The sequence below is a fragment of the Streptomyces sp. NPDC048057 genome (assembly GCF_040653095.1).
Lineage (GTDB): Bacteria > Actinomycetota > Actinomycetes > Streptomycetales > Streptomycetaceae > Streptomyces.
The window spans coordinates 190,843-217,716 of record NZ_JBEZNF010000002.1; the positions used below are offsets into that span (position 1 = coordinate 190,843).

The window sequence follows — 26,874 nt, forward strand, 5'->3', positions numbered from 1 at the left end:
TCCCTGGGACGTGGACGTGAGGGTCAGACTCGTGCAGTCCCGGACGGGACGCTCCTCACCGGCCGGGAGCCGACGATCCACGCTACGGCGGGCCGCCCCTTCGGGTGAAGGCGCGGTGAGCCGTCCCCGGCGGCGCCTATGGGCGCCGGGCGGCGCCCGGTTCGCCTCCGCGCCCCCTGGAGCCGCCGCCCCTCACAGGAAGGGCGTGTTGGCGTCCAGCCCCGACAACACCCTGCCGTACAGCTCAAGGTTGGCGGCGGGGTTGACGAAGGAGTGCAGGTGCAGGGCGTTCAGGTCCCGGACGATCCGCTGGATCGGCACCTCACGGTGCAGGGACGAGGCGCCCGAAGCCGAACCGACCAGGTCGGCGGCCTCCTTGCACAACCGCGTCAGATATCCGCACTGCGCCCTGATCCGGGCCCGCTCCTCGGTGGTGTACGGCTCGCCGCTGGCCGCCTTGGACTCGATCAGCTCCACCATGGCGGAGGTGATCAGCTCCGCGGAGGAGACCTTCATCGTGGCCTCGGCGAACTGGAGGTGCGTCACCGGCGCCTCGTGCTGGCGCTCGTAGAAGGTGTAGGTGATGCCCCGCCGATGGATGCGCTCCTCGAACTCCGCCAAGGCCGCCCGCCCCATGCCGACGGCGTTCGCAGCCGCCCAGGCGCAGAACAGCGCCAGCACCGGCATGTGGTAGAACGGGTCGGCGCTGCTGCGCTGCGACGGGAAGGAACCCGCCACCATCGGCCGCACCTGCAGGGCGCGCCGGGCGGGTACGTGGACGTCCTGGGCCACGACGGTGTTGCTGCCGCTGCCGACCAGACCGGTGACGTCCCAGTCGTCCAGCACCTTGAGTTCGGCCATGGGGATCGCCAGCCACAGCATCTCCGGCGGGCCGTCCCCGGAGTGGTCCAGTGCGGTCAGCAGGTGCCAGTCGGCGTCCTGACAGCCGCTCGCGAAGGGGGAGTTCCCGTTCACCACGTATCCGCCGTCCACCGGAACGGCCTTCGAGCCCGGAATGAGGGTGCCGCTGACCCGTACGTCGGGGCTGGTGAAGATCTCGTCCTGCGCCTCGTCGGGGAACAGGGACGCGATGAACGCGTTCCCGATTTGGATCATCGCCACGTACCCGGCCGATCCGCACGCGGTGGAGACCTCGCTCAGCACGTCGATCTGCGTGCGTAACGACGACTGGTAACCCCCGTAGTGCCGGGGGACGTTCATGCGGTGGACCCCGGCGGCCGAGAGGGCTTCGACGACCTCGCCCGTCACCCGCCGCTGCTGCTCCGCGCGGTCCGCGTGCGCGCGGACGAGCGGTCGGTGCGCGCGCACGCGGTCGACGATGTCGCCATCCGTACGGGGTGCTGATGAACCGGCCAAGGGGAGACCTCCGGCTTCGGGTCACGAAAGGACCCTCACCGTGGCGCCGTTCCCGACGGCTGTCAATGCCGCCTCAGGGCCGCCGCCGGCCGCGCCCCGGGGCGGGATCCGCCGCGGGGCCCGGGGGAAGTGGCGACGGTGCCGGTCCGGGGCCACCATGGAGGAAAGGGGATGACGCCACGAAGGTGTTCGTCTCCTGTCCGGAGGTCCGAGCGACGACCCGGCGTCGCGGCGCCGTGGCCTTGGAGCATCCGGACGCCCCTCGTGTCGACCGGTGCGCGGGGAGGACTGCCGCGTACGGAAACCGCGGACCTCCCCTGCACGACCACGGTGGCCATCACGTCGTGCACCCCCGCGCCGATCGGTCTGCGGGCGGTGCGCCCCACTCCCTCCGAACCACGGCAACGGTCGCCCCACGGCGCCGTGTCCTGCTCGCTCGCATCCGTCCAGGGAAGGGGCGCCCCATGCCTGCCACCACCGTCGACTGCGACGCGGTCTTCTTCGACCTGCGCGACACCCTCGGGGACGTCGACCGCCCCGGCCATCTCGCGCTGTACCGACCCAGCACCGAGAAGCTGCTCGACGCCATGCGGGACCTGGTGGGGCTACGGGTCGGAGTGATCACCAACCTGCCCGCCGAGGTGAGCGCCGAGCAGGGGCACCGGATGATCGCCGAGGCCGTCGTCGCCGAGGACGACGGCAGCGTCGTGCACCTCTCCGACGTCCTCGACCCGCAGGGCATCGTGATCAACCACGAGGCGCACCTGGACAAGCCCGATCCCGCCATCTACCGCTACGCGGCCGAACAGATGCACGTGCCGGTCGAGCGGTGCCTGTTCGTCGGGGAGAACCTCATCGAAGTGCTCGCCGCCCAGGCCGCCGGCATGCGGAGCACGCTCAAGCCGTCGCCGCCCGGCAAGGAGTTCCAGCCTGCGGTGATCACCCGGCAGGGGGAGTCGGTCCGCGACAGCGGCCGTGCCTTCGAGGAGTCCCTGGAACAGGAGCACCTGCTCGGCGAGCGGATCTTCGCGTGCGGCAGCCGCATCGTGCGCGGGCTCGACGCCGTGGCGCGGGCGCAGGACATCCCACCGGGCGTGCGGACCGCGATGGGGATGTTCGTGTACACGCTCACCAACTTCGCGGACCAGGCGCACCTGAAGGCGGAGGAGGCGATCGTGCCGCTGGCGGTCGCGCGCGGCATGCCGCCCGAGGACGCCCGCTGGATGTTCGACCAGCACGACCAGGCCCGCGCCTACTGGGCGGCGATCCGGGTCGCCTGGCAGCGGATCCAGAACGGCGATCCCCGCGACGTGGCCTTCGCGCTCTCCGACTTCCGCCGCTGCACGGAGGGCTTCGTCCAACTCTTCCGGGCGCACGCGATACGGGAGAACGACGAGCTGTACCCGGAGCTGGGCCGCCACCTCACCGACGCGGACGACGCGACCGTGCTCTCCATCGTCCACCACACCGGACCGCCGGACATCGGTCCGTACGCGGAGATCGTCGGCGCGATGGAAGAGGCGCTCGACGCCGCGGGCATCCCGCAGGACGTCGAGGCGGATGCCGACGCCGCACACGGCACCGCGGCCGGGGCGCCCCCGACCACCGGAAAGGTCTGACCATGTGGATCCTGCGACCGCCCGACACCGGCTGCTTCGACAAGGACCAGCGGCGCGCCGTCGAGGTGCTCTTCGACGCGGTCCTGCCGGGCGGACCCCAGCGGCCCGGCGCGGCCGACGCCGACGCCGCCGAGTACGTCGACCGCCTCCTCGTCATGGGCCCCGAGACGCACCCGGAGATCCCGGCGTGGCGCCTGGCCTACCCGGTGCTGCTCGCCGCACTCGACACCGCGGCGCAAGGGGCGTACGGCGGACGGGGCGTCGCCGACCTCGACCGCGCCGAGGCCACCGCGCTGCTGCGCGACCTCGCGGCCGGGACCCTGCCCGGCTGGCCCGCCGAAGCCCTCGCCCAGCCGGCCGCCTTCGCCCTGCTGCGGGCCCACTGCATCGAAGGCTGCTTCGGCGACCCGCGCTGGGGCGGCAACCGCGACGCGGTGATCTGGCGCTGGTACGGCTACCCCACGCCGGCCCGCCCCTTCACCCGCCCCGCGGGCGAGACCACCGACCGGCCCGGGGAGCAGCCATGACCACCACGACCAGCGCACCCGGCCCGTACGACGCGATCGTCGTCGGCGCCGGCGCGGGCGGCGGCACCGCGGCCCGCGTGCTCACCGCACGAGGACGCCGCGTCGCCGTGCTGGAGAAGGGCCCGCTCCCGGCCGCTGACGACTTCCTCCCCTACGACGAACTGCACTTCCACACCCACAAGACGCTCATCCCGCACCGCGACACCGATCCCAACATCTACATGGCCGGCCCCGACCAGGACCGGCCCACCCGGGTCGAGCGCTGGTGGAACGTCAACATGGTCGGCGGCGCGACGACCGTGTGGGACGCCAACGTGCCCCGCTACACCGAGGAGGACCTCCGCGTCCTCGACCACCTGCACGACGTGCCGACGGAAGCGCACATGGTCAACTGGCCCTGGACGTACGACGAGTTCCAGCCCTGGTTCGAGCGGGCCGAGCGGGAGTGGGGCGTCTCCGGGCGGGCCCGCCAGTCCCCGGCCCAGGAGCCGGTCCGGGCCGGCTACGACTACGCGATGCCGCCGCTGCGCCCGCACGCCGCCGTGCCGTTCCTCACCGAGGCGTTCGGCCGCGCCGGAATGCGTCCCTACCTCGGTCCCCGGGCGATCAACTCCCGGGTGTACGACGGCCGCCCGGCCTGCTCGTTCTGCGGCTTCAACCAGTTCTTCGGCTGCGGCCTGAACGCGCGGGCGTCGGCGCTGAACACGGTGCTCCAGCGCGCCCTGGCCACCGGCCGGTGCGACCTGCTGACCGGGCACTGCGTGACCCGCCTCGTCCACGAGGACGGGCGGGTGCGCGGCGTGATGTACCGCACCGAACCAGGCGGCCCCGAGCAGTTCCTCGGCGCGTCCCAGGTGCTGGTGTCCGTCCAGACCATCGAGTCGGCCCGGCTGTTCCTCGTCTCGCAGGTGCCCGACCCCAACCGGATGATCGGCCGCTATCTGACCTACCACACCCACGGAAGCGCCGAACTGACCCTGCCGCTCCAGCCCGTGTGGGCCGGTGACGGCGCCCAGCAGCCGTCCACCGCGATCGGCTCCCTGCAACTGCGCGACCTGTACGTGGTCGACGACCCCGCCACCCCGGTCACCAAGGCCGGCAAGTTCTCCGTGTACGACCCCTACACGTGCGTGCCGCCGGTGCGGCTCGCCAAGGGCGCGGCCCTCGGCCCCGGCCGCGGCGGGCTGTGGGGCGAGGACCTGTACACCTACCTCGACGAACTGCGCCACCAGGGCGGCGTGTACTTCTCCTTCACCGGCGAAGCGCTCTCCCTGTACGACAACCGGGTCGAACTCGACACCGACGTCACCGACCCGTGGGGCATGCCCGCCGCCCGGATCTGGTACCGGCACCACGCCTACGACCTGGCCGCGGCCCGCTACGCCATCGACCGCGTGGTGCAGGTGGTGGCGGACGCGGGCGGCGAACTGCGCGGCTACGACGTGCCCGGCGCGGAGAACCCGGGCTACGGACACGTACAGGGCACGCTGCGCGCCGGCGCCGACCCCGGCGCCTCGGTGCTCGACGAGAACTGCCAGTCGCACACCGTCTCCGGGCTCTACGCCCTGGACTGCGCGTTCATGCCGACCGCCGGCGCTTCCAACCCGACCCTGACGATGCTCGCCAACGCCTACCGGGTGTGCGAGCAGCTTCCCGACACGGAGTGAGGCGCACGCCCCGAAACGAAAGGCAGCACCATGGACACCCTCGACGAGCGGGTCGACATCGCCCGCACCCTGTTGTCCGCCGGGATCACCCCGGCCGACCTCGAAATCTCGCCCGACCTCGCCGCGGCGCCGGAAGGTCCCGTCCTCGCCGCCAACCTCCAGCTCGTCTTCCCCGACGGGCTCGCCCTCGTCCCCCAGCCCTTCGACGTCGTACCGCCCACGGACGCCGCGCTGCCCCGCGCCGACGTCGTCGTGATCACCTGGACCGTCGACGAGAACGACGCCCTCGCCGACGTGTTCACCAAGGGCTTCGGGCGGCTGAAGTGGTACCGGTACACCCGCCGCTTCGAGGACCACTACCGGCCGCTGATCAGGAGGAGGGCGCCCGCGTTCGCCGCCGGCCGGCTGGGCTCGTACTTCCCCGTCAAGCTCGGCGACCTCGACGTGCTGTGCATGAAGTCCGAACTCCACCTCAACCAGGACGGCATCAAGACCGGCCCGGGGACCGCCACCCTGCCCGTACGGGACTTCTTCAAGCAGATCATCGAGGAGGTCCAACCGCGGGTCATCGCCACCATCGGCACCGCGGGCAGCGTCTTCGAGAACTTCCCCCTGGGCGACGTGGTGGTCACCCGCGCGGCGAAGTTCCGCTGCCAGAAGGAGTTCCTCCACGAGGAGTTCAACGGTCGGGAGTTCCAGTGCGACTGGACCCTCCCGCTCGGCCGGATGGAGGACGCACAGACCCTCATGCACCGCTTCGCCGACCAGCTCAAGGAACCGCCGCTCGGCCCGCCGTCCACCCGCTACCCCTTCGCGGGCCCCCTGATCGCACCGCCCGACAACGTGCCGACCGCCCGCTTCGAGCAGGACAAGCGCGACATGGCGGAGTTCCACCCGATCCTGACCACCGACTACTTCGAGTACGGCACCTCCACGAACGGGCTGGAAGCGGAGGGAGCGGCCGTGGAGATGGGCGACGCGGTGCTCGGTCTGGCCGTCGCCGACCTCACCGAAGCGGGCGCGGACCACGTGCCCGACTGGGTGGTGGTCCGCAACATGTCCGACCCCCAGATCAACGGCGAACTGCCCACCAAGAAGTTCCGCCTCAACCCGCAGACCATGTGGGCGGTGGGCTACTACGAGTCGTACGGCTACTGGACCAGCGTCTGTGGTGCGCTCACCACCTGGGGCCTGCTCGCGGGGCTCTCCGAAGCGGGCTTCGACGATGCCTGACCCACCGGCCCTCACCCGACTCCCCATCGAGGTCGAGCTGCTGTTCGAGCTGATGCCGTGCAACGCCCTGCGCACCGCGCAGTACGCCGGCTCGGGAGCCCATTCGTGCGCCTACTTCCGCGCGTGGGGCACCTACCACGCCTACGACTACGACGCCGACGAGCCGCCGCCCGACCCGTCGATCGTGCGGCCCTCGCACTACACCGGCCGGATGACCCCGCTGCCGGAACCCCTCTCCGGCTGCCGCAAGGCGCCCGTACTCGCCGTCGGCATCAACCCCAACCTGCCGGGCTGGTGGCCCGACGGCCACGGCTCGCTCACCCCCGACTTCGACTCCGTGCGCCAGTACGCGCACTACTTCCGGTACCGAGGGGTGTTCAAGCCCGAACTGCCCGACGACGCGTACCACGCCTTCGGCGGCGGACCCGACGACGACCCCCTGGCCGGGGTCCCGCTCACCGTGCCCGAAGACGCACACGGCCGCCGGGAGATCCCCGTCCGAGAACAGCCGCAGCGCATGTACCTCGTCTACCAGGAACTGCTCGACGCCCTCGGTGCGGAACTCGGCCTCGAAGCGGGCACGCTCACCGTCGGCGAGGACCTGTCGTACGGCAACATGGTCGCCTGCGCCTCGGCCAAGTGGACCACCCGCCCCGATCCGCACGACCCCGACCTCCCGCCGATGACCGAGGACCAGCGCACCGGGATCGTCCGCGAGTGCTTCCGCACCCGACGTCACCTGCTGCGCCAGATGTTCCAGTCGCTGCCCGCCGTGATCCTCGTCCTCGGGCAGAGCACCGCCAACGCGTTCACCGGCGAACTCGCCGACCGCCTCACTCCCGCGCTCACCCCCGACACCCCCATGGCGGAACTGATGGCGACCGAGGTCCGGCTCGCCTACGGCACCCTCGACGACGGGGAGGAACTCGACGCCCGGGTGCTGTTCGCCCCGCACCCCACCGGGCACCCCGACGACTACGCGCAGGCCAGGGAACTGCTCGTGCGGCAACTCCTGCACGAGGCCCGCTCCGGCCGGCTGGGGCAGGACGAACGCATCGGGCACCTGACGCGCCCCCGTGGCTCGTGCGCCTTCTGCCCCCTGCTCGACATCGGCCCCTGCCCGTACGCCGACGTCCTCACGCCGCTGCCCGGCGGCGGCCCCGCCCTGCTCGCCGACGGGGCGACACCCACCGGGGCGGAGAAGCGCACCCAGCTGCGGCTGCTCGACGGCGTCACCGAACGGGCCGCGCCCGTCGGCGAGGTCTGGGCGCACACCGACGACCGGGAGGACTGACGCCCCGACCCATCCACGGCAGCACCCGGCGAAAGCGAGACCACGATGTCCGGCAGCGTCGAACCCGAGGGAGCACGGGAGCGTCAGTACCGCATCGCCGTCTACTTCGACACCCGCCAGGAGGCGGAGCGCATCGAGGCCGTCGCCGGCGACCGGACCCGGCGCTACCAGGGCGTCGTCCTCGCCGAAACCTCCGGGGAGCGGATCGCCCGACTGCGCGCGGACGGCTACCTCGTCGACGTGCGCGCCGACCTCACCGCAGCCGAACAGACCGTGCGGAACGCGCCCGCCGTGCCGGACGCACCACCCGGCACCGAAGGTCCGCAGAGCCTGCTGCCCCCGCGCGGCGCCGGCGCGGCCGGCACCACCGACCAGGCGCCGCCCGCCCCGGCGTTCGTGGCCGACCTCACCGAGCGCGCCGAGGAGGCGTACGCACGGGGCACGGCCGACGCTGGGCCCACCGCGCCCCTCACCGTCCCGGCGGGCGAGCCGGACCACAACACCTACCTGGTGCGCCTGCGCGGACCGCTGGACGGGGACCGCCGCGCCGCACTCGCCGGGATCGGGGCCCGCGTCGTCCAGTTCCAGCCGCCCGGCACGTACCGCCTCAGACTCACCCCCGAACAGCGCGATCAGGTCGCCGACCTGCCGTGGGTGATCGCGGTACGCCCCTGGGGCCTCGCCGACACGGTCACCCCCGCGCTCGGGGACGCGCTCGACCGAGCAGACCCACCCGCCGGTCCGCAACTCCTCGCGGACGAGGGCGCCGCCGCATCGGACGTCCACCCCGACACCTTCGACGTCCTCGTGCACGACCCCCTCGACCTCACCACCCTGCGCCCCGTGCTGGAGGCCACGCCCGGCGTGGAAGTGCTCGCCGCCGTCGACGTCATGCTGCGCTTTCGCACCGACCTGACCGGGGACCGACGGCGCGATCTGCTCGCCGTGCTCGCCGCCCGGGACGAGACCCGGCAGATCACGCCCTACCGGCCGCCGCTGCTCTACGCCGACCACGCCCGTCGGCTCGTCGGCGTGGACCGCATCGGACCGCGGGCCGAGCGCGCCGCGCCGCCCGCCCCGGTGCCCTGGACCGGTACGGACGAGATCGTCGCCGTCTTCGACAGCGGCGTCGACGCCACCCATCCCGACCTCGTCGACCGCATCGCCGTCAGCGAATCCCTGGTCGGCGGCGACGCGCTCGACGCCTGCGGCCACGGCACCCACGTGGCGGGCATCATCGTCGGCTCCGGCGCCGCGAGCGGCGGCCTGATCACCGGCGTCGCCCCCGGCGCCCGGCTGGCCGCCTTCCGCGTCTTCGACGAGGACAACCGGCTGCGCACCGGCCCGAGCCTCGGCCCGATGCTCACCCGCGCCGTCGACGCCGGAGCGCGCGTCATCAACCTCAGCTGGGGCAACCCGCTGTCCGGCACCTACGACCAGTACTCCCTCGCCGTGGACAAGTTCGTCGCCGAACACCCCGACGTGCTCGTGGTCGTCGCCGCCGGCAACAGCGGCGCCGCCCCCAAGGGCACCCACGAGTTCAACACCTGCGGCACCCCCGCCACCGCCAAGAACGCCCTCACCGTCGGCGCGTGCGACACCGACCGCAACAACGACGGCCTCGCCGAACTGACCTGGGACCGCTTCCGCCAGCCCCAGTTCCCGCTGCCGCCGGCCGGCGGCGAGCACGTGTGCGGCGACCCCGACCTGCCCGCCGCGATCAGCAGCAGGGGCCCCAGCGACTACGGCAGCGTGGTGCCCCACCTGCTCGCCCCGGGCACCTTCGTGCTCGCCGCCCGCAGCAGCAGCCCCCAGATGGACCCCCGGCTGCCCTGGCGCGACTGCCCCGACCACGAAGGGCACTACGTGTACCTCGGCGGCACCAGCATGGCCGCGCCCGTCGTCGCCGGCGCCGCCGCCGTGCTGCGGCAGTACCTGCGCGAGGTGCACCGACTCGCCTCGCCGTCCGCCGCCCTCATGAAGGCCGTCCTCGTCGCCGCCACCCGCCGACTGCCCTCGCTGCGCCCGCCGCACACCCCGCAGGACCTCGGCTACCCCGACTTCGACCAGGGCTTCGGACGGCTGGACCTGACCATCGTGCTGCCCACCCCCGACGCACCGGCGGACCGCCGGCTCGTGTGGGCCGACCTCGCCGACACCGACCCCGACGCGCTCGAAGCGTTCGCCGACCCGGACGGCACCCGGCGCGGCAGCCGCACGTACCGCCTCACCGTGCCGGACGGCCCGCACACCGACGACCTGCGCATCGTCCTGGCCTGGACCGACCGCCCCGGCAGCGCCGTGCAGAACAACCTCGACCTCGCGGTGACCACCCCCGACGGCACCGTCCACGTCGGCAACGAGGAGCACACCTACAACAAGGTCCCCGGCTTCGACCGCAGCGCAGTGGCCCAACTCACCGGACTCCCGCTCGACCGCGCCAACACGGTCGAAGCCGTCCGGATCACCACCCCGGCGCCCGGCGCCTACACGATCAAGGTGTTCGCGCAGAACACCCCCTTCCCCGCACAGGGGTACGCGGTGTGCGCCACCGGTCCGATCACGGAAGAGGAGCTGACGACGCCATGAGGATCGCCGCGATCGGCGGCAACGCCCTGCACGCCCCGCCCCACACCCGCACCGCGCTGACGTCCGCGTACGTCCAGGGCGCCGACGTCCTCGTCTTCGACGTCGCCGTGACCGCCGACGGACGCGTGGTGCCCGGCTCCGACCGGGGACTGCCCCGCCAGGCCGGCTCCACGGCCACCGTCGGCGAACTCACCCTCACCCGGCTGCGCGCGCTCGACCTGAGCACCGCCTTCGCGCTGCGCGACTCGCCGCACTTCCGTTACCGGCCACCGGGCCACGCACCCGTGCGCGTCGAACCCCTCGACGACCTCGTCGACGCCCTGCCCGACGACGTCACCTACGTGCTGCGGGTCAGCAGCGGCGGCCCGGACGCGGTCGCCGCCGCCCTGGAGGTCTTCACCCGCCGCGCCGCCACCGCACGCCTCGTCATCGCCGCCGCCGACCCCGAACTGCTGCGCCACGCACGCCGGCTCGACCCCGACACGGGCACCGCGCTCACCGGACCCCCGGCGGACGGCCCCGGCACCGGCCCCACCACGGACCAGCTCGACACCGCACTCAGGGACGGGGCGCTCGACCTGGTCCTCGCCGGCCTCGACGACCTGACCGGCCCCGACGGACGCCCCACCGACCTCGGCCGGCGCCTGGGCGAAGCCAAGGGCCCGACCGGCGTACGCCTCGGCGCACTCGTCCTGCCCCGCGCCGAACCGGCCCGGAACGACTACGTGCTCGCCGCCGTCCAGCCGTACACCTGGGCCGTCGGCACCGAGTCCACCTTCGACGCCGGCGAGGCCCTGCGGCCCGGCACCCGCCGGCTCGACGAGACGTTCGCCGGCACCCACGTCGACACCCGCCGCTTCGCCCTCGGCTACGCCAAGGCCAACCCCTACTGCCACGTCTTCCAGGACGACGGCATCCACGTCCGCATCACCCCCTACCAGGGCGACCCCCAGCCGCCGCTGCCCGCCGACCCGATCGAGCGCCGCCTCGTCGAACTGGAGCAACGCACCTGGGACGCCCTCGGCGACTGGCCGTTCTACAGCGGCGGCGGCTTCGGCGTGCTCCACGGCCTGCGCGGCGACTTCGCCGCCGAAGTGCGGGTCGCCTCGGCCGTCGCGGCCCAGGCCACCATGTGCGAGATGGCGGCGGTGAACGCCGACCCCGGCACCCACCACCCGCCGTTCGACGCCGACGGCACGCCCTTCGTCCCGCGCTCCTTCCGCGACAAGGACGCCTTCTACGACCCCCACGGCGCACCGCCGTTCGTCGGCGCGGAACACGACGAGGACGACGGCTACCGGATCAACTGGAACCTGGGCACGCTCTACGACACGAACCAGTACGGGCCGCCCGTCGGCGACGGCCGGGTGCTCGCGGCCCGGCTGCGGCTGGAGCGGCGCGGCCCCTACTTCGCCGCGTACACCCGCAACGACGCCGACGCCCACGACTGGGTGTGCGTGGGGACGGTGCGCAACGACTCGATGAACGAGACCGTGCACCTGCGGTGCTCGGGCAAGCGGTGGCGCCAGGAGGACGCGACGGACCCCACGCGCTTCGTGCCGATCCAGGCGAACGAGTTCGTCTTCCGGGATCTGCGGATCACGAGCCACTTCCGGTGAACGCCCGGACCTCGTCCGCCGGGGCAGAAGGCGGCCCTTGCCTGCGGATCAAGGTCGCCGTCCCCGTCGACGAGGTGCCGTTGCGCGGCACGGCGAGCCCCCTGGCCGTCTACGGCGCGACGGCCCTGCCGGTCTCCTGGTAGGGCACGATGGTGATCGTCGTGGAAAGTGCCGGCCGGGACCGGCAGTTGGGAAGGGAGAGCGACATGAAGCTCACGGCCGATCGCGAGGTGTGCGTCGGTGCCGGGATGTGCGCACTGACCGCACCGGGGGTGTTCGACCAGGACGAAGAGGAGGGACTGGTCACCCAACTGATCGCCGAACCCGTCGGTGCGGACGCCGAGGCCGCCGAGGAGGCGATCAGGGCGTGCCCCTCGGGAGCGTTACGCATGCAGTGAGGTGCCCGCGCCGGTGATCCGACCGGTTTCACCGGCGGCGGACACGTGGGGGAGCGCGGGCGGGAGGAACGCTCCCGCATCGCGCAGCTCGCGGACGACGTCGACGAGCGCGGCGACGGCGGGACGGGTGGTGTCGCGGCGCCAGACGATGCTGTGGCCGGCGTACGGGCTCGGGTCGGTGAAGGGCCGGTAGACGACGCCGGCGAACGGCCGGGCCGCGGCGGCGCTGGTGCTGGTGAGGCCGACGGCAGAGCCGGTGAGCACCAGCGGCAGCAGTCGGTCGAGGCTGGAGATCTCGCGGTGGACGGTGACCGCGGCGCCCCGGGCTGCGAGCTGGCTGACGACGTGGTCGTGCAGCCAGGGGTTGGCCTTGCGTTCGACGACGACCAGGGGCTCGTCGGACAGCCGGGCCGGGTCGATCGCCGCCGACGCGGCGAGGGGGTGGTCCGTCGCCAGCGCCACGACGAGGGGTTCGCGGGCGACCAGGAGGGAGTCCAGCGCGGGCGGGTGCTCGGCGGTCCAGCAGAAACCGAGGTCGAGACGGCCCTCACCGAGGTGGGACAGCTGCTCGACCGTGGTCATCGGCCGTGGCGCCAGCCGCACCTGCGGAAGCCGGGCGTGCAGCGCCGGCGTCGCCAGCTGGAACAGTCGCGGACCGAGGTCCTCCGCATGGCCGATGCGCAGCTCGTCGAGCACGCCGCCGGCGGCGCGACGGCCGACGTCGAGGGCGTGCCGGGCGGCGGCGATCGCCCTGCGCGCCTCCGGCAGGAACACCTCCCCGACCGCAGTGACCGCCACCCGCCGACTGGTGCGGGTGAACAGGGGAGCGCCCAGTTCGCGTTCCAGCCGGCGGACCTGCTCGCTGACCGACTGCTGGGTGACGTGCATCCGCGCCGCTGCCCGCCCGAAGTGCAGTTCCTCGGCGACGGCGACGACGTACTCCAGCTGACGCAGCTCCACCGGACCATGGTGACAGGCTCCGCCTGTCGAACGTACAGCCGTTCGTCGTTGATCGAGTCGAGTGCGCCGGGCTGTGATGGGGACCGGGAACCGACCGTCCACCATCAGGAGCACCAGCATGAAGACCTGGTTCATCACCGGAACCTCCCGCGGCTTCGGCCGTCTGATGACGGAGCTGCTGCTGGACCGGGGCGACCGCGTCGCCGCCACCCTGCGCGACCCGGCCCGGCTCGACGAACTGGCCGTGCGCCACGGCGACCGGCTGTGGCGCGCGCAGCTCGACGTCACCGACACCGCGCGGCTGCGGAAGGTCGTCGACAGCGCGTTCGCCGACCTCGGACGCATCGACGTCGTCGTCTCCAACGCCGGACACGGCCTGATCGGCCTCGCCGAGGAGGTCACCGACGAGCAGATCGAGCGCCAGCTCGCCATCCACGTGGTCGCCCCGATCCAGCTCGTGCGCGCGGTGACGCCGCACCTGCGCGCCCAGGGCGGCGGCCACGTCGTGCAGACCTCCAGCATGGGCGGGCACATCGCCTTCCCCGGGATGTCGCTGTACCACGCCGGCAAATGGGGCGTGGAGGGCTTCTTCGAGGCGTACGCGCTGGAGACCGAGCCGTTCGGCATCCGCACCACGCTGGTCGAACCCGGCATGGTCGCCACCGACTTCTTCGGCGCGGCCGACCTGGCCCCCTCGCAACTGCCCGCCTACGCCGGTACCCCGGCCGCGGAGCTCACCCACGGCAGAATGGATGTGGCCGTGGAGGACATGCCCGGTGATCCGCTCAAGGTCGCCGAAGCCATGGTCCGCATCGGCGACCTCGCCGAGCCGCCGCGGCGCCAGCTCCTCGGCTCGGACGCGTACCGACTGGTCCACGACGCCCTGACCGCCCGGCTCGCCGACGTCGAAACCCAGCGCGAAGTCGCCTTCTCCACGGACCGGGACGGCTTCACGCCACCGCAGGGCTGAGGGGCCCGATGGCCAGGAGGCGCGGGCGCGTCCTCACGCCGGGCCCGGCGCTCGAACGGCGCCGTCTCCGGTGACCAGCCACGACGCTACGATGCCTCGAACGGGAGCCCGATGCGCTCCCGTTGCTCGAAGGGGGATGTGTGTCCGTACTCGGTGTGGCCCTGCTGCTGGTGCTGGGCGTCGTGGTCGTGGGGGTGGTGTGGCTGCTGTCGGTGTGGCGCCCGAAGCCCCGCTGGGTCAACCGCGACGGCCGCAAGTGCCCCGACTGCGGCGGCGGTCGCACGCGCACCGTCGTCAGCGACGACCGGCTGAACGGCATGCTGGAGTGCCGTACGTGCAGCCGGGTGTGGAACCCGGAGGACCACCGCGTCTGAGTCCGCGGACCTGGGCCGTGCCGGAGGGCTCACTTCACCTGGTCGTAGCGGCCCAGATAGCGGAACGCGCCCCTGCCGACCCGGTAGAGGAACGCCGACTGCTCCGCCTGGAGCAGGTTGGTGCCGTCGGTTCGGAAGCGGAGCGGCTTGGCCACGCCCTCGTAGGACGAGCGGAACACCCCCTCGGCCACCTCTCCCGGGGTGATGGACGCCCGTGAACCGAAGGCGGTGAGGGCGTTGGCGATCAGGCCCACCGCGTCGTGGGCCTCGGCGGACCAGCGGCCCGGGGGCGCGCCGTACCGTGCGCGGTGGGCGGCGGTGAACGCCTTCGCGGCCTCCGTGGTGGCCGACTGGACATCCGTGTAGGGCGCTTCGAACACCCAGCCCTCGGCCGCCGCGCCGGCGGCCGTCAAGAACTCCGGGCGCATCGCGGGTTCGAAGCCGGTGCGCGCTCCCTGGAAGCCGGCTTCGACGAGTGCGCGGGCGCAGGCCGCCGCACGGACCGGCGAGGTGCCGGCGAAGACGACGGCCTGCGGCTCGCCGGCCAGCGCCGTACGGACCACCGAGGAGAAGTCGTCCCGGGCGGCGGGCATCACGTGCACCGAGACCTTGCCGTCCACGTTGTGGTTGGGCGGAGAGCTGGCCAGGCTCCGGACGGCGCCATGGAGTGCCGAGCCGGCTTCGGCGTCCTGGACGATCGCCGTGCGGCGGCTGTCGGCCACCCGGGTCAGATAGGAGAGCACGGGGTACTGGCGGTAGGAGAGGGGCGCCCGGACCATGCACAGGGTACGGCTCTTGCCCGCGTCGGGCCCGGCGTCGTCCTTGTCCAGCGAGACGAAGAGGAGGGGCATCGACTCCGCCGCGTACAGGGGCGCGACGGCGAGCGCGGCGGCAGGGCTGTTGGGGCCGATCACGGCGCACACCGCGGGGTTGCCGATCAGACGCCGGGCGGCCTGCTCGGCGGGCCGGGTCTCGCCGCGGTCGTCCTGGACCGCGAGGGCGAGCCGGAAAGGCACGTCCTTGCGGGCGTTGTGCGCGGCGATCGCGATCCGCGCCCCCCGCTCCTGCGCCGTGCTGACGCCCTTGAGGCCGCCGGACAGATCCGCCTGGAGCCCGATCGTGCGGGTCGGCACCCGGCCCTCGGCCCCCGGCCCGCCGGGGTCGCGGCGCGTCAGCAGGACGGCCGCGGCGGTCCCGGAAGCAGCGACGGCTGCCACCGCCGAACCGCCGATCACCAACGCCCGACGCCGGGTGGGCCGGCGCTCGTCGGCACCATCGGGCGGCGTCGTCACCGCGGGCGGCCGGGGCGGCGGGTCCAGGGCCCGGGCCGAGCGGTCGGCCACCAGCCGCAGCGCCTCCGGCGGCAGCCAGCCCTCGCCGTCGGACCGCGCGAACTTCTCACAGGCCGCCCGCAACTCGACCGCGGTGGGCCGTCCCGCGGGCCGCTTCGCCAGACACGCGGTGACCACCCCGGCCAACTCCGGCGGCACCAGCGACCCGAGGCCGTCGAGGTCCGGCTCCTCGTGGACCGTCCGGTACAGCACTGCGCTGGGGTCCCCGGCCCCGAACGGCCGCCGCCCGGTCGCCGCGTACGCCAGTACGCAGCCCAGCGCGAACACGTCGCTGGGCGCCGCCACCTCGTCGCCCGAGGCCCGCGTCTGCTCGGGCGCGAGGTACCCCGGCGTGCCGATCACCGCGTCCGGCGCGGTGAGCACCGTCAGGCCCGCGCCCTGGGCGATGCCGAAGTCGATCAGCCGGGGGCCGTCCAGGGCGAGCAGGATGTTCCCCGGCTTGACGTCCCGGTGCACCAGACCCGCCGCGTGGACCTCGGTCAGGGCCTGCGCCAGCCGGGCGCCGAGCACGGCGACGGTGCCCGCCGGCAGCGCACCGAGCGACGCGACCGCCTCGGCGAGCGAGGGGCCGGCCACGAACGCGGTCGCCAGCCACGGCGCAGCGGCCTCCGCGTCGGCCGCCGTCACCGGGACCAGCCACCGCCCGCCGAGTCCGCGCGCCAACTGCACTTCGCGACGGAACCGGGCCCGGAACGCCGGGTCGGCGGCGTGCTCGGCGCGGATCACCTTCAGGGCGACGGGCGTGCCGTCGGCGGCACGGGCCAAATAGACCGTGCCCATGCCGCCCGACCCGAGCCGGGCGAGCAACCGGTGCCCGCCGAGCGACTCGGGGTCCTCGGGCCGTAGTGCGCGCATGCGGTGTCCTTCGCCGTCCCTCGCTGTCCGTACGGTCCGTGCCGAGCTGTCAGGTGGGCAGGCTCACGGGGCCGACATAGGTGAACCGACCCTTCTTGACGGTGTGGTGGTGGACGTGGTCGGCCTTCAAATGACGGCTCTCGTTGAACACGAAGGTGTGCGTCAACCCCTTGAACCGGACCTTCGTCAGAGCGTCGGCCAACTGTCGGCGACCGCCGTCGGGACGGAGCGCGGAGATCCGGTCGACCAGCATGCGGGTCGCGTCGTACGCCTCCGCCGCACCGACCGTCGGGGCGGCCCCGTAGCGCTTGCGGTAGGCGCGTGCGAAGGACCGCACCGGCGCGGCGTCGGGCCCGACGTGGGACGTGACCGTCTGCCAGCCCTCGCTCGCGGGGCCCGCGGCCTTGACGAAGTCCGCCGTCGCCGAGTGCAGGTCGAGGAAGCGGGGCCAGGTGAGACCGCGTTCGCGCACGGTGCGCGCCACCGTGGCGGCCCGCTGCGGCGTGCCCGTGTAGAAGAGGGCGTCCACGGTGCGCGCCAGCATGTCGTCCAGCACGGAGTCAGGCCGCGCCCGCTCCGGGACCACCCGCACGAGCAGGTCGAGACCGAGGATGCGGGCCGACTGCGTGGCCAGATAGGTCAGCTCCCAGCGCGTGAGGCCGCCCACACGGTCGATCAGCATCGCCGGACGCTTGGCGCCCAGCGCGGCGATCGCCGCCATCGTCCCGTAGGACGTGTACGGGCCCACCGGAGCGGCCTGGAAGTACCACTTCGGGGATGTGCGCAGCACGGCATTGGCGGTGATGGTCGAGACCTCGGACACCGAGACCAGCGGCAGCACGGCCCGCTCGTACAGCTCCAAGGCGCCGGTGAGCGAGTCGGGCCCGGTCGGGCCGATGACGGCCAGCACCTTCGGGTCGCCCGTCAGCCGCCGTGCCGCGTTTGCGGCACGGGCCGTCTCGCCCTTGTCGTCCACCACGTCGAGCAGGAGCGTGAACGGCTTGTCCGCCCGGTCGTTGAACTCCTCCACCGCCAGCCGGGCGGCCCGTTCCTGCGCGCTGCCCTCGGCCTTCCGCGGGCCGCTGAGGTCCGCGTGGACGGCGATGGTCCGCGTCGGGCCGGCCGCGGGCTCCTTCTCGTCGTCGCGCAGCCCCCACCACAGGGCGGTCCCGCCGCCCGCCGCCACCAGCGCCGCACCCCCGGCGGCCAGCGCGAGGAACCGGCGCCGCCCCGGCGCGGGCTGCGGCCCGTCCCCGTCCGACGCCAGCGTCGGCTCGATGCCCGGCAGCGCCAGCATCGCGTCCGAGCGCCGGGCGATCAGCAGCACCACCGGATCCGGCAGCCAGTCGACGGAGCCCTCGGGCGCGTCCTCGGTGAGCGCCTCGTCCACCTCGGCGGCGCCGGGCCGCTCGGCGGGGTCCTTGGCGAGACAGCGCCCGAGCAGGTCCCGTAGCTCCTCGTCCTGGACGCCCGTCAGGTCGGGCGCGTCGTGCACGGTGCGGTACAGCAGCGCGTCCACCGCGCCGGAGCCGAACGGCAGCCGGCCCGTGGCGGCGTGCGCCAACACGCAGGCCAACGAGAACACGTCGCTCGCCGCCCCCACCTCGCGGGCCCGCGCCTGCTCGGGGGAGAGGAACCCCGGCGTGCCGACCACGACCCCGGCCGAGGTCAACTCGGTCGCCTCCGCCGACGTGGAGCGTGCGATGCCGAAATCGATCAGCCGAGGGCCGTCCATCGCCAGCAGCACGTTGCCCGGCTTGACGTCCCGGTGCACCAGACCCGCCGCGTGCACCGCGGCCAGCGCCCGCGCGAGCACCTTCCCCAACAGCCGCACCGCCCGCGACGGCAGCGCACCGCACTCCACGACCGCCTCGGCCAGCGACGGCCCCGGCACGAACGCCGTCGCGAGCCACGGCGACGCGGCCTCCGTGTCCGCGGCCAACACCGGCACCACCCACGGGCTCTGCACCTGACGGGCCGTGACCACCTCGCGCCGGAAGCGGGCCCGGAACGACTGCTCCTCGGCGTACTCGGGTTGGATCACCTTCACCGCGGCCAGATCGCCGTTCTCGGCGCGCGCGAGATAGACCACGCCCATGCCGCCCGCGCCCAGCCGGCCGAGCAGCCGGTAGCCGCCGAGGCGCGAGGGGTCGGAAGCAAGCAGCCGCTCCATCACTCGCCCTCCTTCCCGGCGGAGACTTCGGCGGACTTCCCGGCGGGGGAGGGCTCACCGGCCTTCCCCTTGGGCTGTCCCCCCATCTCCTTGCGCGCCCGGGACTCCATCACCGGCAGCGCCTCGATGACGATCGGCATCAACGAGTCCGCGTCGTACCCGCGGCCCCCGCACACCGACGTCGAGATCACCAAGGAGCCGTACGTCACCTGCTGCCACCAGTACGGATACGGCCCGCCGTGCTCCTCACTGACGCACTCCCCGGACTCGTTCAGCGAGTCCTCGCTGAACAGGTTGGCGCCCTCCCCGCGTTTGAACGGCTGCGGTATCAGCTTGACCAACCGTTCACCCTTGCGCAGCACCTGCTCCTGGCAGTGGAGGGACTCCTCCAACATCCGGGACTGCTCCCAGGCGGCGTCCAGGGCCGTCCGGTGCACCGTGACTGTGGCCGAGAGCCGCACCCGCCCCTTGCCACCGGTCGGCGGCACCTCGAAGTGCCGCGTGAGCGAGGCCAACACGTCCTTCGGCAACGGCTTGCGGTTCCAGACGCAACTGCCCTCCAGCACCGACCAGGTGCGCGGATCGCTCTCGTACGGCGCGGCCTTGCTCACCTCGATGCCGAAGTCCTTGGGCCCGGCGATCAACGTGCCGATCAGCTCCCGAGCCCGCTTCGGCGACGTGGGCTGCAACGCGGCGTCCGCCTCCGCCATCGGCTCCACCGGTGACACGGCCGGATCCGGCGACGCGACGACGACACCGTCCGTCGCCGCCTTCCCCTCCGCCCCGCCCCCGGTGCATCCCGCCACCAGCACTCCGCACACGGCAAGGGTTCCCCACCCCGACCGGGCTCTTGCATACGTCACGATCCCCGCCCTTTGCATCGTGTCCGTCCGGCCCACCCCAGGCGCGCCGCGCGCCCGCGCTCCTGTGCGCCGGTCCGCGCCCTTAGCGATGCGCGCCGGGCGCCGCGCGGTTCCCGGACGACGCGGACCGAATCGTATCCCTGATCTGTCAACACACGTCGTCGAACGACGAGTTGCCCGCACGGGTGTCCCTGCCGCCGGCCGAGACGTGGCGTGAAGGTGAACGAGCCGGCGTGCGCCGTGGGGGCCCTGCTCCGTGCTTCGGATTCCGCTTTCCGTACCCGCTGCCGGCGGATAGCCTGCCCTCGCCTGGGCACAGCAATACAGGGGGAGTCAGCATGTCCATCAGGCCGCAGTACCGGCGTGTTTCGGCCCTACAGCGACAGTTCTTCAACCGTGAGGGCACCCTCGCCGCGTACGACCGGGAACTTCAGGGCGTCGGCGACGGCCCCCGCATCCTGAACGTCGTCGGCGTCGGCGGCATCGGGAAGTCCCGGCTGTTGCAGGAGTTACGCAACCGCAGCCCCGAGAACTGCCGGACCGCCCGCCTCGACCTCCAACTGCCGACCATGCGCCAGCAGGAGGACGCCCTCGCAGTGCTCCGCATGGAGTTCGGCGCGCAGGGGATCAAGTTCGACCGGTTCGACATCGCCTACGCCGTGCTCTGGCAACGCGTTCATCCACAACTGCAACTGAACCGGCGCAACACCCCCTTCGCGGAGGAGAGCGACATCCTCACGCGGATCCTCGACGACGCGATGGGCATCCCGGTCTTCGGCACGGCGGCCGGCCTGGTGCGGCTCACCGGGCACGCGGTCCACAACCGCCAGCGCCGCCAGCGGATCGAGTCCGACCCCACCCTGAACGAACTCGACGGCCTCAGCAACGCCGAACTCGGGCACGCGGTGTCGTACCTCTTCGCCGACGAACTCAGGGCCTCCGCGGAGGAGGCGCCCTACGTCGTGTACGTCGACGCCTACGAGGCCCTCGTCCCCACGCCCCTGCCCGGCGGTCGCAGCTTCGGCACCGACGCCTGGCTGCGTGACCTGCTCGGCCAACTGCACGGCGGGCTGACCGTGCTGGCCAGCCGTGAGCCCCTGCCCTGGGCTGCGTACGACCCCGAATGGGAGTCGGTGATCAGCAGGACCGACATCGACGGGCTTCCCATGGACGCGCGGCTGGAACTGCTCGCCCAGGCGGGCATCACGGAGATCCCCCGACAGCGTTCGATCGCCGAGGCCAGCGAAGGCGTGCCCTTCTACCTCCACCTGGCCGTCGACACCCATCTGCAGAACGCGGCACGACAGGAGCACTCCGCCACCTCCGAGGAGATCGTCCAGAGGTTCCTCCAGCACGTCGCCCCCGACGAGGTGCGGATCCTGGAGTTGCTGAGTGCGGCCCGGACCTTCGACTTCGGAGTGTTCCAGGCCATCTCCCGCGCCTTCGACCTGCCCGCCAACCTGCTCGTCTGGGAATCGCTCACCGCCTACTCCTTCGCCTACCCGCTGCCCGACGACTGGTACCGGCTGCACCAGCTGATGATCGGTGCACTGCAACGCCACCGGTCGCCCGCGGTCCAGCGACAGGTGCACAGCGTGCTGCGCATCCACTGGGAGGGGCTCGCGGACCAGATGGAAGGAGGCCGGGGCCGGAGCGGAGGCCGGGCCCGCCTCTCACCCCTGCGCGAAGCCGTCTACCACGGACTGGGCGCTGCCGACATCGCCCCGGAGCAGGTCCTGCGCCACGCCGACCGGGCCGTCGCGCTGAGCGGCAGGCAGGCCGTCGACGGCATCGTGAAGGACCTCAGGCAGCACCTGGCGGAGCGGGACGAGGAACAAGGCGCAGTGGCGACGGCCGGCTTCCACGATGCCGCCGACTGCCTCGAAGCCGAGGCGAAACTGGAGCTGGGGGATGCCGCGGGCGCCATCGCGCTCACCCCGCACCTGGACCGGCCGGTACGGGACCTGGTGTCCGCGCGGCTCGCACTCGCGGGAGCCAACGCCCGCCGCATCGCCGGTCAGAGCGGCCTGGCCGCCACGATCTTCGAGCGGGTCTGGACGGAACACGGGGGCGAGGCACGCCCGGCCGCCGGCCTCTGCGTCGCCGACCTCCGCATGTGGCAGGGCGACTTCCCCGGAGCGTTCTCGCTGGCGCAAGAGGTGCATGGGATCTGCACCGGCGACCAAGCGGTCATCCGGGGAGACCTGAAGCGCCTCATGCACCTCGGACACCGCTTCCTGATGGACTTCGACAGCTCGGGGCGGCTCCTCGCCGAGGCCGAGGCCGAGTACCGGGCGTCGAACGCGCTGGTGGGCCTGGCGAACGTCATGACCAACCGGGCCGAGCTCTACGCCTTCACGGATCCGCGGGCGGCGGTGGAGGCCGCCTCGTCGGCGCTGGAGGTGCAGCGCGACCTGGGGGCGCAACACGAGATCGGCAAGGCGTACACCGCCATGGCCATGGCGCAGACCCGGCTGGGCCAGTACGACCGGGCCACGTCCTCGTTCCTGAACGCCAACGCGGCCCTCGACCGGGCCGGCTACCGCTCGGGGCGGGCGCGGGCCGACATGTTCCGGGCCTTCCTCCTGCTGCGGCAGGGAGACCGGCAGGGCACCCGCGAGCTACTGGCCCACGCGGCCCGGGAGTTCGTGGCCTGCCAGGTCTATCCCTCACTGATCCTGGCGATCCAGCAGGCCGCCGAGCGGATCGGCATCGACGATCCCGAGCTGGTGGCGCTCGCCGACCGGGCCCGTCCGGTGGTGCGCCCGCTCGGCTCCCTCGACGAGTTCCGGCGGCGCACCGACTCCGTCCTCACCGCCTTCTTGGAGGTGGGCGCGTGAACTGGTTGGCGCTGTACGAGGAGGCCCTGGGCTCGGGCGAGGCCGCCGCCGGCTACTACAACCGGAACGTGGGCGTGCCGACGCCCGACGGGAGGGTAAACGTCCGCATCCCCCTCGACGGCGCGGACGTCATGGACGTGCGCGTGTGGCAGGAGGAGGACGTGCTCGCGTGCATCCGGCCGTACGTCCCCCGCGCGCCCGAGCTGCGCCACGTGTCGCGAACCCCGCGCTTCCAGGTCCACCACTTCATCGAGGGGCGGGTACTGGACGGCTTCTCGCCGCGGGGGAGCGCGGTGCCCGACCACGTCCTCAGTGACGTGGTGGACGTGATGGACCAGCTCGCCCGCATCCCGCAGGAGAAGGCGCTGCCCCTGCCGGACGACTGGCCGGCCTCAGGTGACAGCGGCGGCTTCGGCCGGCTGCTGGCCCGACTCACCCGGCAGATCCATGACGAGCACCGGGACGCGTACGACCCGGTGTTCACCGCCTTCGGGATCCCGGACGAACCGCTCGCCGTCTTCGAAGCGCGGTGGGAGCGGCTGACCGGTCGGCCGTTCGTGGTGCTGCACGCCGACCTCCACCGCAAGAACATGATCGTCTCGGGTGGTTCGACCTGGTTCCTGGACTGGGAGCTGGCGTTGTGGGGCGACCCCCTGTACGAGATCGCGGTCCACTTCCACAAGATGGACTACCCCGACCACCAGCGTGCCGCGGTCCTGGGGCAGTGGCGCATCCGCCTGCCCGCGAGGTGCACTGCGGGGCCGGATGCAGAGTTGGACCTGTACCTGGCGCACGAGCGCGTCAAGTCGGCGATCGTCGACACGATCCGCTACTCGAAGCAGCTCGCGGGGGCGGACGCACCGACACGGGAGTTCCTCGTCGGCCGCTTGGCACGGAAGGTGAACACGGCGCGGGCGGTGTGGGGCGAAGCACCGACGATGACCCCGCAGCAGGTCGCTCGGGTGCTCGCGCCCTGGGTAGAGAGATAGACATGGACGCCATGGCGCTGTACGAAGAGGCATGCGCGAACGAGAACGCGCTGTCAGGGTTCTACCACCGCAACGTGCGGGTCGAGGACGGCTCCCGACCCCTGCTGGTGCGGATTCCGGGCCCCGGTGCAGAGCCGATGGACCTCACGCTCTGGCCGGAGCCCGACGTGCTGAAGGCGATCCGCCCCTACGTGACCCGGGCGCCACGGCTCGTCCACGCCGGTGTCGATCCGGTGTTCCAGATCCACGAGTTCATCGAGGGGCGTCGGGTCGACGAGATCGCGCAGGACGGCAAGCCGTTGCCGGACCTCGTCCTCGACGGTGTGGAACGGTTCTTCGCGGAGGTGCTGGCGGTGCCGGCCACCGCCCTCGGCGCGGTGCCGGCCGGTTGGCCGGGTGACGGGGACACCCGGGGATTCGCCCGGCTCGTCCTCGACTTCGCCCGGGGCCTACGGGACCGGGCGGACGCTTCGACGGACGCCCTGTACCGGGCGCTCGGCGTGCCCGACGACCCGTGCGGGCTGCTCCTCGAACGAGCGGACGCGGAACTCGTCCAGCGGCCCTTCCGGCTGCTGCACGGGGACGTCCACCGGAAGAACATGATCCTCTCCGACGGGGCGGGGCTGGTCGTCCTGGACTGGGAACTCGCGCTGTGGGGGGATCCCGTGTACGACCTCGCCGACCACCTGCACAAGACCGCGTACACGGCGTCGGACCGCGCCAGGGTCCTCGCGGGGTGGGAGCGGGTGGCCCCGGTCGACTGCCGCGCCGGGGCCCCTTCCGGCCTCGCCTTCTACCTCGGCTGCGAGGAGATGAAGTCCGCCCTCGTGGACACGGTGCGCTGGGGGCGTCGCATCGCCGCGGCCGAAGTCGACCGCGAACGCCGGGTGCTGGCCGAGGAACTGCGCGCCAAGCTCCTCGCGGCGGGCGCGCACTGGGACGGCGGGCCGACGCCCGAGGCAGCGGAGATCGAGGACGCGGTGCTGCGCCTGCTGGTGTGAGAGCACGCCTGGTGTCGTCACCGCGTACGTCGAAACGCCCTGCGCCCCACGCACCCTCAATGCCCTCGCCGACCCCCTGACTGCCCTGCCTGACACCTCGGTCCCGCCTTCGCAGGCAACCTCGGCAGGGGATCCGCCCTCTTCTTGATTGAACGTCAGCCGGACGGAGGTCACGTCCGGAGGTCAGGGCTGCCCTGACGGCGGTCGTGGGGCCGGGCCTGGAATCGGACGTAGTTGCACATGTTGCAACCAATCATGATTTCAGCGGTAGATCTGTCATCTCATGTCATCCAGGTATTGCGCCCGCCATATGCCCATGCTCTAGGCTCACGCCCAATCGCGTTCGAACGCGATCGATGATCGATCAACTCCCTTTCTCAGCAGACTCCTTGGAGGAGTGTGAGCATGAGCAAGAAGAACTCCGATCGACCCCTAGGGCGTCGTTCCGTCCTGACCGGCGCCGCCGTCGTCGCCGGTGGTGCGGCAGTGGCTGCCGCGTTGCCCGCGAACGCCCGGGCAGCAGTCGGTGCGTCCGGAGCGGGCGGTGCCGGTGGCGCGGGTGCCACCGCGGCGCTCGCCGATCTGGTCGACGTCGTCCCGCAGGACCCCCGCTACCCGGACCTGGTGCGCGGGACCAACCAGCGCTGGGTCGCCAACCCCGAGCGGGTGCGGCTGGTCACCACGCCCGACCAGGCGCTGCGGGCGGTACGGGAGGCGGCGTCCGCCAACAAGCGGCTGACCGTGCGCAGCGGCGGTCACTGTTACGAGGACTTCGTCTTCAACAAGGACGTCCAGGTGGTCGTCGACCTGTCGGCGATGAACCAGGTGTACTACGACCCCCAGGAGAGCGCGTTCGTCGTCGAGGCCGGGGCGTCCAACCTCCAGGTGTACGAGACCCTCTACAAGCTGTACGGGGTCACCATCCCCGCGGGCTCCTGCGCCTCGGTCGGCACCGGAGGTCACATATCCGGCGGTGGCTACGGTCTGCTCTCCCGGCTGATGGGGCTGACCGTCGACTACCTGCACGGCGTCGAGGTCGTCTGCGTCGACGCGAACAGAAACGCCCACCTGGTCAAGGTCACCCGCAACACCCCCGCCGACACCGCCGAAGGCGCCCGCAAACGGGACCTGCTGTGGGCGCACACCGGGGGCGGCGGCGGGAACTTCGGGCTGATCACCCGCTATTGGCTGCGGGACCCCAAGGCACAGGGCACCAACCCGGAACAGGCGCTGCCCAAGCCGCCCTCCGAGGTCCTGGTGCACGCCGCGTCCCTCAAGTGGGACCAGGTGACCCAGGACTCCTTCACCCGGCTGGTGAGGAACTGGGGGACCTGGCACGAGCAGAACAGCGCGCCCGACTCGCCGTACCGCTCGCTCTTCGGGCTGCTGAAGCTCAACCACATCAGCAACGGGCAGATCGGCCTCATCACCCAGATGGACGCCACGGTCCCCGACGCCCGCGGCCTGTTCGACCGGTACATCAAGGCCGTGTTCGCCGGGGTCAGCGCCCCGCTGGGGGCGATGACGACGCGCATGGGGGAGCACCAGGCCCTCGTGCAGTACCAGGAGCCGCGCCGGCTCCCGTGGTACATCGCCACCGACTCCCTCAGCGGCGGCAGCCCGCACCTGTACGGCAAGTACAAGTCGTCGTACGCGAAGAAGGGGTTCTCGGACTTCCAGATCGCGGCGCTGTACAAGCACCTGTCCAACGGGGCGTACAAGAACGGCGACGCCCTGGTGCAGATCGACTCGTACGGCGGGCAGATCAACACCGTCAAGTCCGCCGACACCGCCGTGCCGCAGCGCGACTCGGTGCTCAAGCTCCAGTTCCAGACCTACTGGACCGACCCGTCCACCGAAGCGGGGCACGTGCAGTGGATACGGGAGCTGTACCGGGACATGTACGCCGAGACCGGCGGCGTGCCCCAGCCCGGGCCGATCAACGACGGCTGCTACATCAACTACCCCGACAAGGACCTCGGAGACCGGGCCTGGAACACCTCGCCGACGGCGGGTTGGGAGAGCCTGTACTACGCCGGCAACTACCCGCGGCTACAGAAGGCCAAGCTGGCGTGGGACCCGACGAACTTCTTCCACCACGCCCAGTCGATCCGCCTGCCGTAACACCGACCGCATCGCGTAAGCCCGGACTCATGCCCCTGCGTCCGGGGTTG

20 protein-coding genes are annotated in these 26,874 nt (G+C 72.4%); 15 read left to right on the forward strand and 5 right to left on the reverse strand.

What is annotated here, in order from left to right; translation table 11 throughout:
- Positions 1-192: 192 nt before the first annotated feature.
- Positions 193-1,329, reverse strand: coding sequence for an acyl-CoA dehydrogenase family protein (locus AB0E05_RS03005; RefSeq protein WP_361957772.1), 1,137 nt, complete (start codon positions 1,327-1,329; stop codon positions 193-195).
- Positions 1,330-1,841: 512 nt separating this feature from the next.
- On the opposite strand from AB0E05_RS03005, the gene AB0E05_RS03010 reads away from it, so the two are divergent.
- From AB0E05_RS03010 to AB0E05_RS03050, 9 genes are all read left to right on the forward strand, one after another.
- On the forward strand, positions 1,842-2,996 hold the full coding sequence (locus tag AB0E05_RS03010) for an HAD-IA family hydrolase (RefSeq protein ID WP_361957775.1): 1,155 nt from the start codon (positions 1,842-1,844) through the stop codon (positions 2,994-2,996).
- A 2-nt stretch (positions 2,997-2,998) separates the two neighbouring features.
- Positions 2,999-3,523, forward strand: coding sequence for a gluconate 2-dehydrogenase subunit 3 family protein (locus AB0E05_RS03015; protein ID WP_361957778.1), 525 nt, complete (start codon positions 2,999-3,001; stop codon positions 3,521-3,523).
- The gene (locus AB0E05_RS03020; RefSeq protein WP_361957781.1) at positions 3,520-5,190 is read left to right on the forward strand and encodes a GMC family oxidoreductase; all 1,671 of its coding nucleotides are present in this window, start codon (positions 3,520-3,522) and stop codon (positions 5,188-5,190) included. The genes AB0E05_RS03015 and AB0E05_RS03020 overlap by 4 nt, the downstream gene beginning before the upstream one ends.
- Before the next feature lie 30 nt (positions 5,191-5,220).
- Complete coding sequence (locus tag AB0E05_RS03025; protein WP_361957784.1) at positions 5,221-6,423, forward strand: hypothetical protein; 1,203 nt, start codon at positions 5,221-5,223, stop codon at positions 6,421-6,423.
- The gene (locus tag AB0E05_RS03030) at positions 6,416-7,717 is read left to right on the forward strand and encodes a hypothetical protein (RefSeq protein WP_361957787.1); all 1,302 of its coding nucleotides are present in this window, start codon (positions 6,416-6,418) and stop codon (positions 7,715-7,717) included. Before AB0E05_RS03025 ends, AB0E05_RS03030 begins: the two co-directional genes overlap by 8 nt.
- Positions 7,718-7,762: 45 nt before the next feature.
- A complete protein-coding gene (locus tag AB0E05_RS03035) occupies positions 7,763-10,306 on the forward strand; it encodes a S8 family serine peptidase (RefSeq protein ID WP_361957790.1) in 2,544 nt (847 codons plus the stop codon).
- Positions 10,303-11,925, forward strand: a complete 1,623-nt coding sequence (locus tag AB0E05_RS03040) for a glycerophosphodiester phosphodiesterase family protein (protein ID WP_361957793.1) — start codon at positions 10,303-10,305, stop codon at positions 11,923-11,925. Before AB0E05_RS03035 ends, AB0E05_RS03040 begins: the two co-directional genes overlap by 4 nt.
- The gene (locus AB0E05_RS03045) at positions 11,922-12,068 is read left to right on the forward strand and encodes a hypothetical protein (protein ID WP_361957796.1); all 147 of its coding nucleotides are present in this window, start codon (positions 11,922-11,924) and stop codon (positions 12,066-12,068) included. Before AB0E05_RS03040 ends, AB0E05_RS03045 begins: the two co-directional genes overlap by 4 nt.
- A gap of 63 nt (positions 12,069-12,131) precedes the next feature.
- A complete protein-coding gene (locus AB0E05_RS03050; protein WP_361957799.1) occupies positions 12,132-12,323 on the forward strand; it encodes a (4Fe-4S)-binding protein in 192 nt (63 codons plus the stop codon).
- On the opposite strand, the gene AB0E05_RS03055 is transcribed toward AB0E05_RS03050, so the two are convergent.
- On the reverse strand, positions 12,309-13,283 hold the full coding sequence (locus AB0E05_RS03055; RefSeq protein ID WP_361957802.1) for a LysR family transcriptional regulator: 975 nt from the start codon (positions 13,281-13,283) through the stop codon (positions 12,309-12,311). The two genes, AB0E05_RS03050 and AB0E05_RS03055, sit on opposite strands and share 15 nt — an antisense overlap.
- A 118-nt stretch (positions 13,284-13,401) precedes the next feature.
- Here AB0E05_RS03055 and AB0E05_RS03060 point away from each other — a divergent pair, with 118 nt between their 5' ends.
- On the forward strand, positions 13,402-14,253 hold the full coding sequence (locus tag AB0E05_RS03060) for an SDR family oxidoreductase (protein WP_361957805.1): 852 nt from the start codon (positions 13,402-13,404) through the stop codon (positions 14,251-14,253).
- Positions 14,254-14,393: 140 nt separating this feature from the next.
- Positions 14,394-14,627, forward strand: a complete 234-nt coding sequence (locus AB0E05_RS03065; protein ID WP_361957808.1) for a hypothetical protein — start codon at positions 14,394-14,396, stop codon at positions 14,625-14,627.
- A 29-nt stretch (positions 14,628-14,656) separates the two neighbouring features.
- Here the strand turns inward: AB0E05_RS03065 and AB0E05_RS03070 are convergent, their stop codons facing one another.
- Genes AB0E05_RS03070 through AB0E05_RS03080 form a run of 3 tightly spaced genes read right to left on the reverse strand, consistent with a single transcriptional unit; the run spans position 14,657 to position 19,813 of the window.
- Positions 14,657-16,834, reverse strand: a complete 2,178-nt coding sequence (locus tag AB0E05_RS03070; RefSeq protein WP_361957811.1) for a bifunctional serine/threonine-protein kinase/ABC transporter substrate-binding protein — start codon at positions 16,832-16,834, stop codon at positions 14,657-14,659.
- A gap of 49 nt (positions 16,835-16,883) precedes the next feature.
- The gene (locus tag AB0E05_RS03075; protein ID WP_361957814.1) at positions 16,884-19,007 is read right to left on the reverse strand and encodes a bifunctional serine/threonine-protein kinase/ABC transporter substrate-binding protein; all 2,124 of its coding nucleotides are present in this window, start codon (positions 19,005-19,007) and stop codon (positions 16,884-16,886) included.
- On the reverse strand, positions 19,007-19,813 hold the full coding sequence (locus AB0E05_RS03080; protein WP_361957817.1) for a hypothetical protein: 807 nt from the start codon (positions 19,811-19,813) through the stop codon (positions 19,007-19,009). Before AB0E05_RS03080 ends, AB0E05_RS03075 begins: the two co-directional genes overlap by 1 nt.
- Before the next feature lie 395 nt (positions 19,814-20,208).
- On the opposite strand from AB0E05_RS03080, the gene AB0E05_RS03085 reads away from it, so the two are divergent.
- The 4 genes from AB0E05_RS03085 (at position 20,209) to AB0E05_RS03100 (ending at position 26,824) form a co-directional block, all read left to right on the forward strand.
- Positions 20,209-22,710: a hypothetical protein gene (locus tag AB0E05_RS03085; protein ID WP_361957820.1), complete on the forward strand. Its 2,502-nt coding sequence runs from the start codon at positions 20,209-20,211 to the stop codon at positions 22,708-22,710.
- A complete protein-coding gene (locus tag AB0E05_RS03090; RefSeq protein ID WP_361957824.1) occupies positions 22,707-23,699 on the forward strand; it encodes an aminoglycoside phosphotransferase family protein in 993 nt (330 codons plus the stop codon). Before AB0E05_RS03085 ends, AB0E05_RS03090 begins: the two co-directional genes overlap by 4 nt.
- Positions 23,700-23,701: 2 nt before the next feature.
- A complete protein-coding gene (locus AB0E05_RS03095; RefSeq protein WP_361957827.1) occupies positions 23,702-24,700 on the forward strand; it encodes an aminoglycoside phosphotransferase family protein in 999 nt (332 codons plus the stop codon).
- Positions 24,701-25,105: 405 nt separating this feature from the next.
- Complete coding sequence (locus AB0E05_RS03100; RefSeq protein ID WP_361957830.1) at positions 25,106-26,824, forward strand: FAD-binding protein; 1,719 nt, start codon at positions 25,106-25,108, stop codon at positions 26,822-26,824.
- Positions 26,825-26,874: the final 50 nt, after the last annotated feature.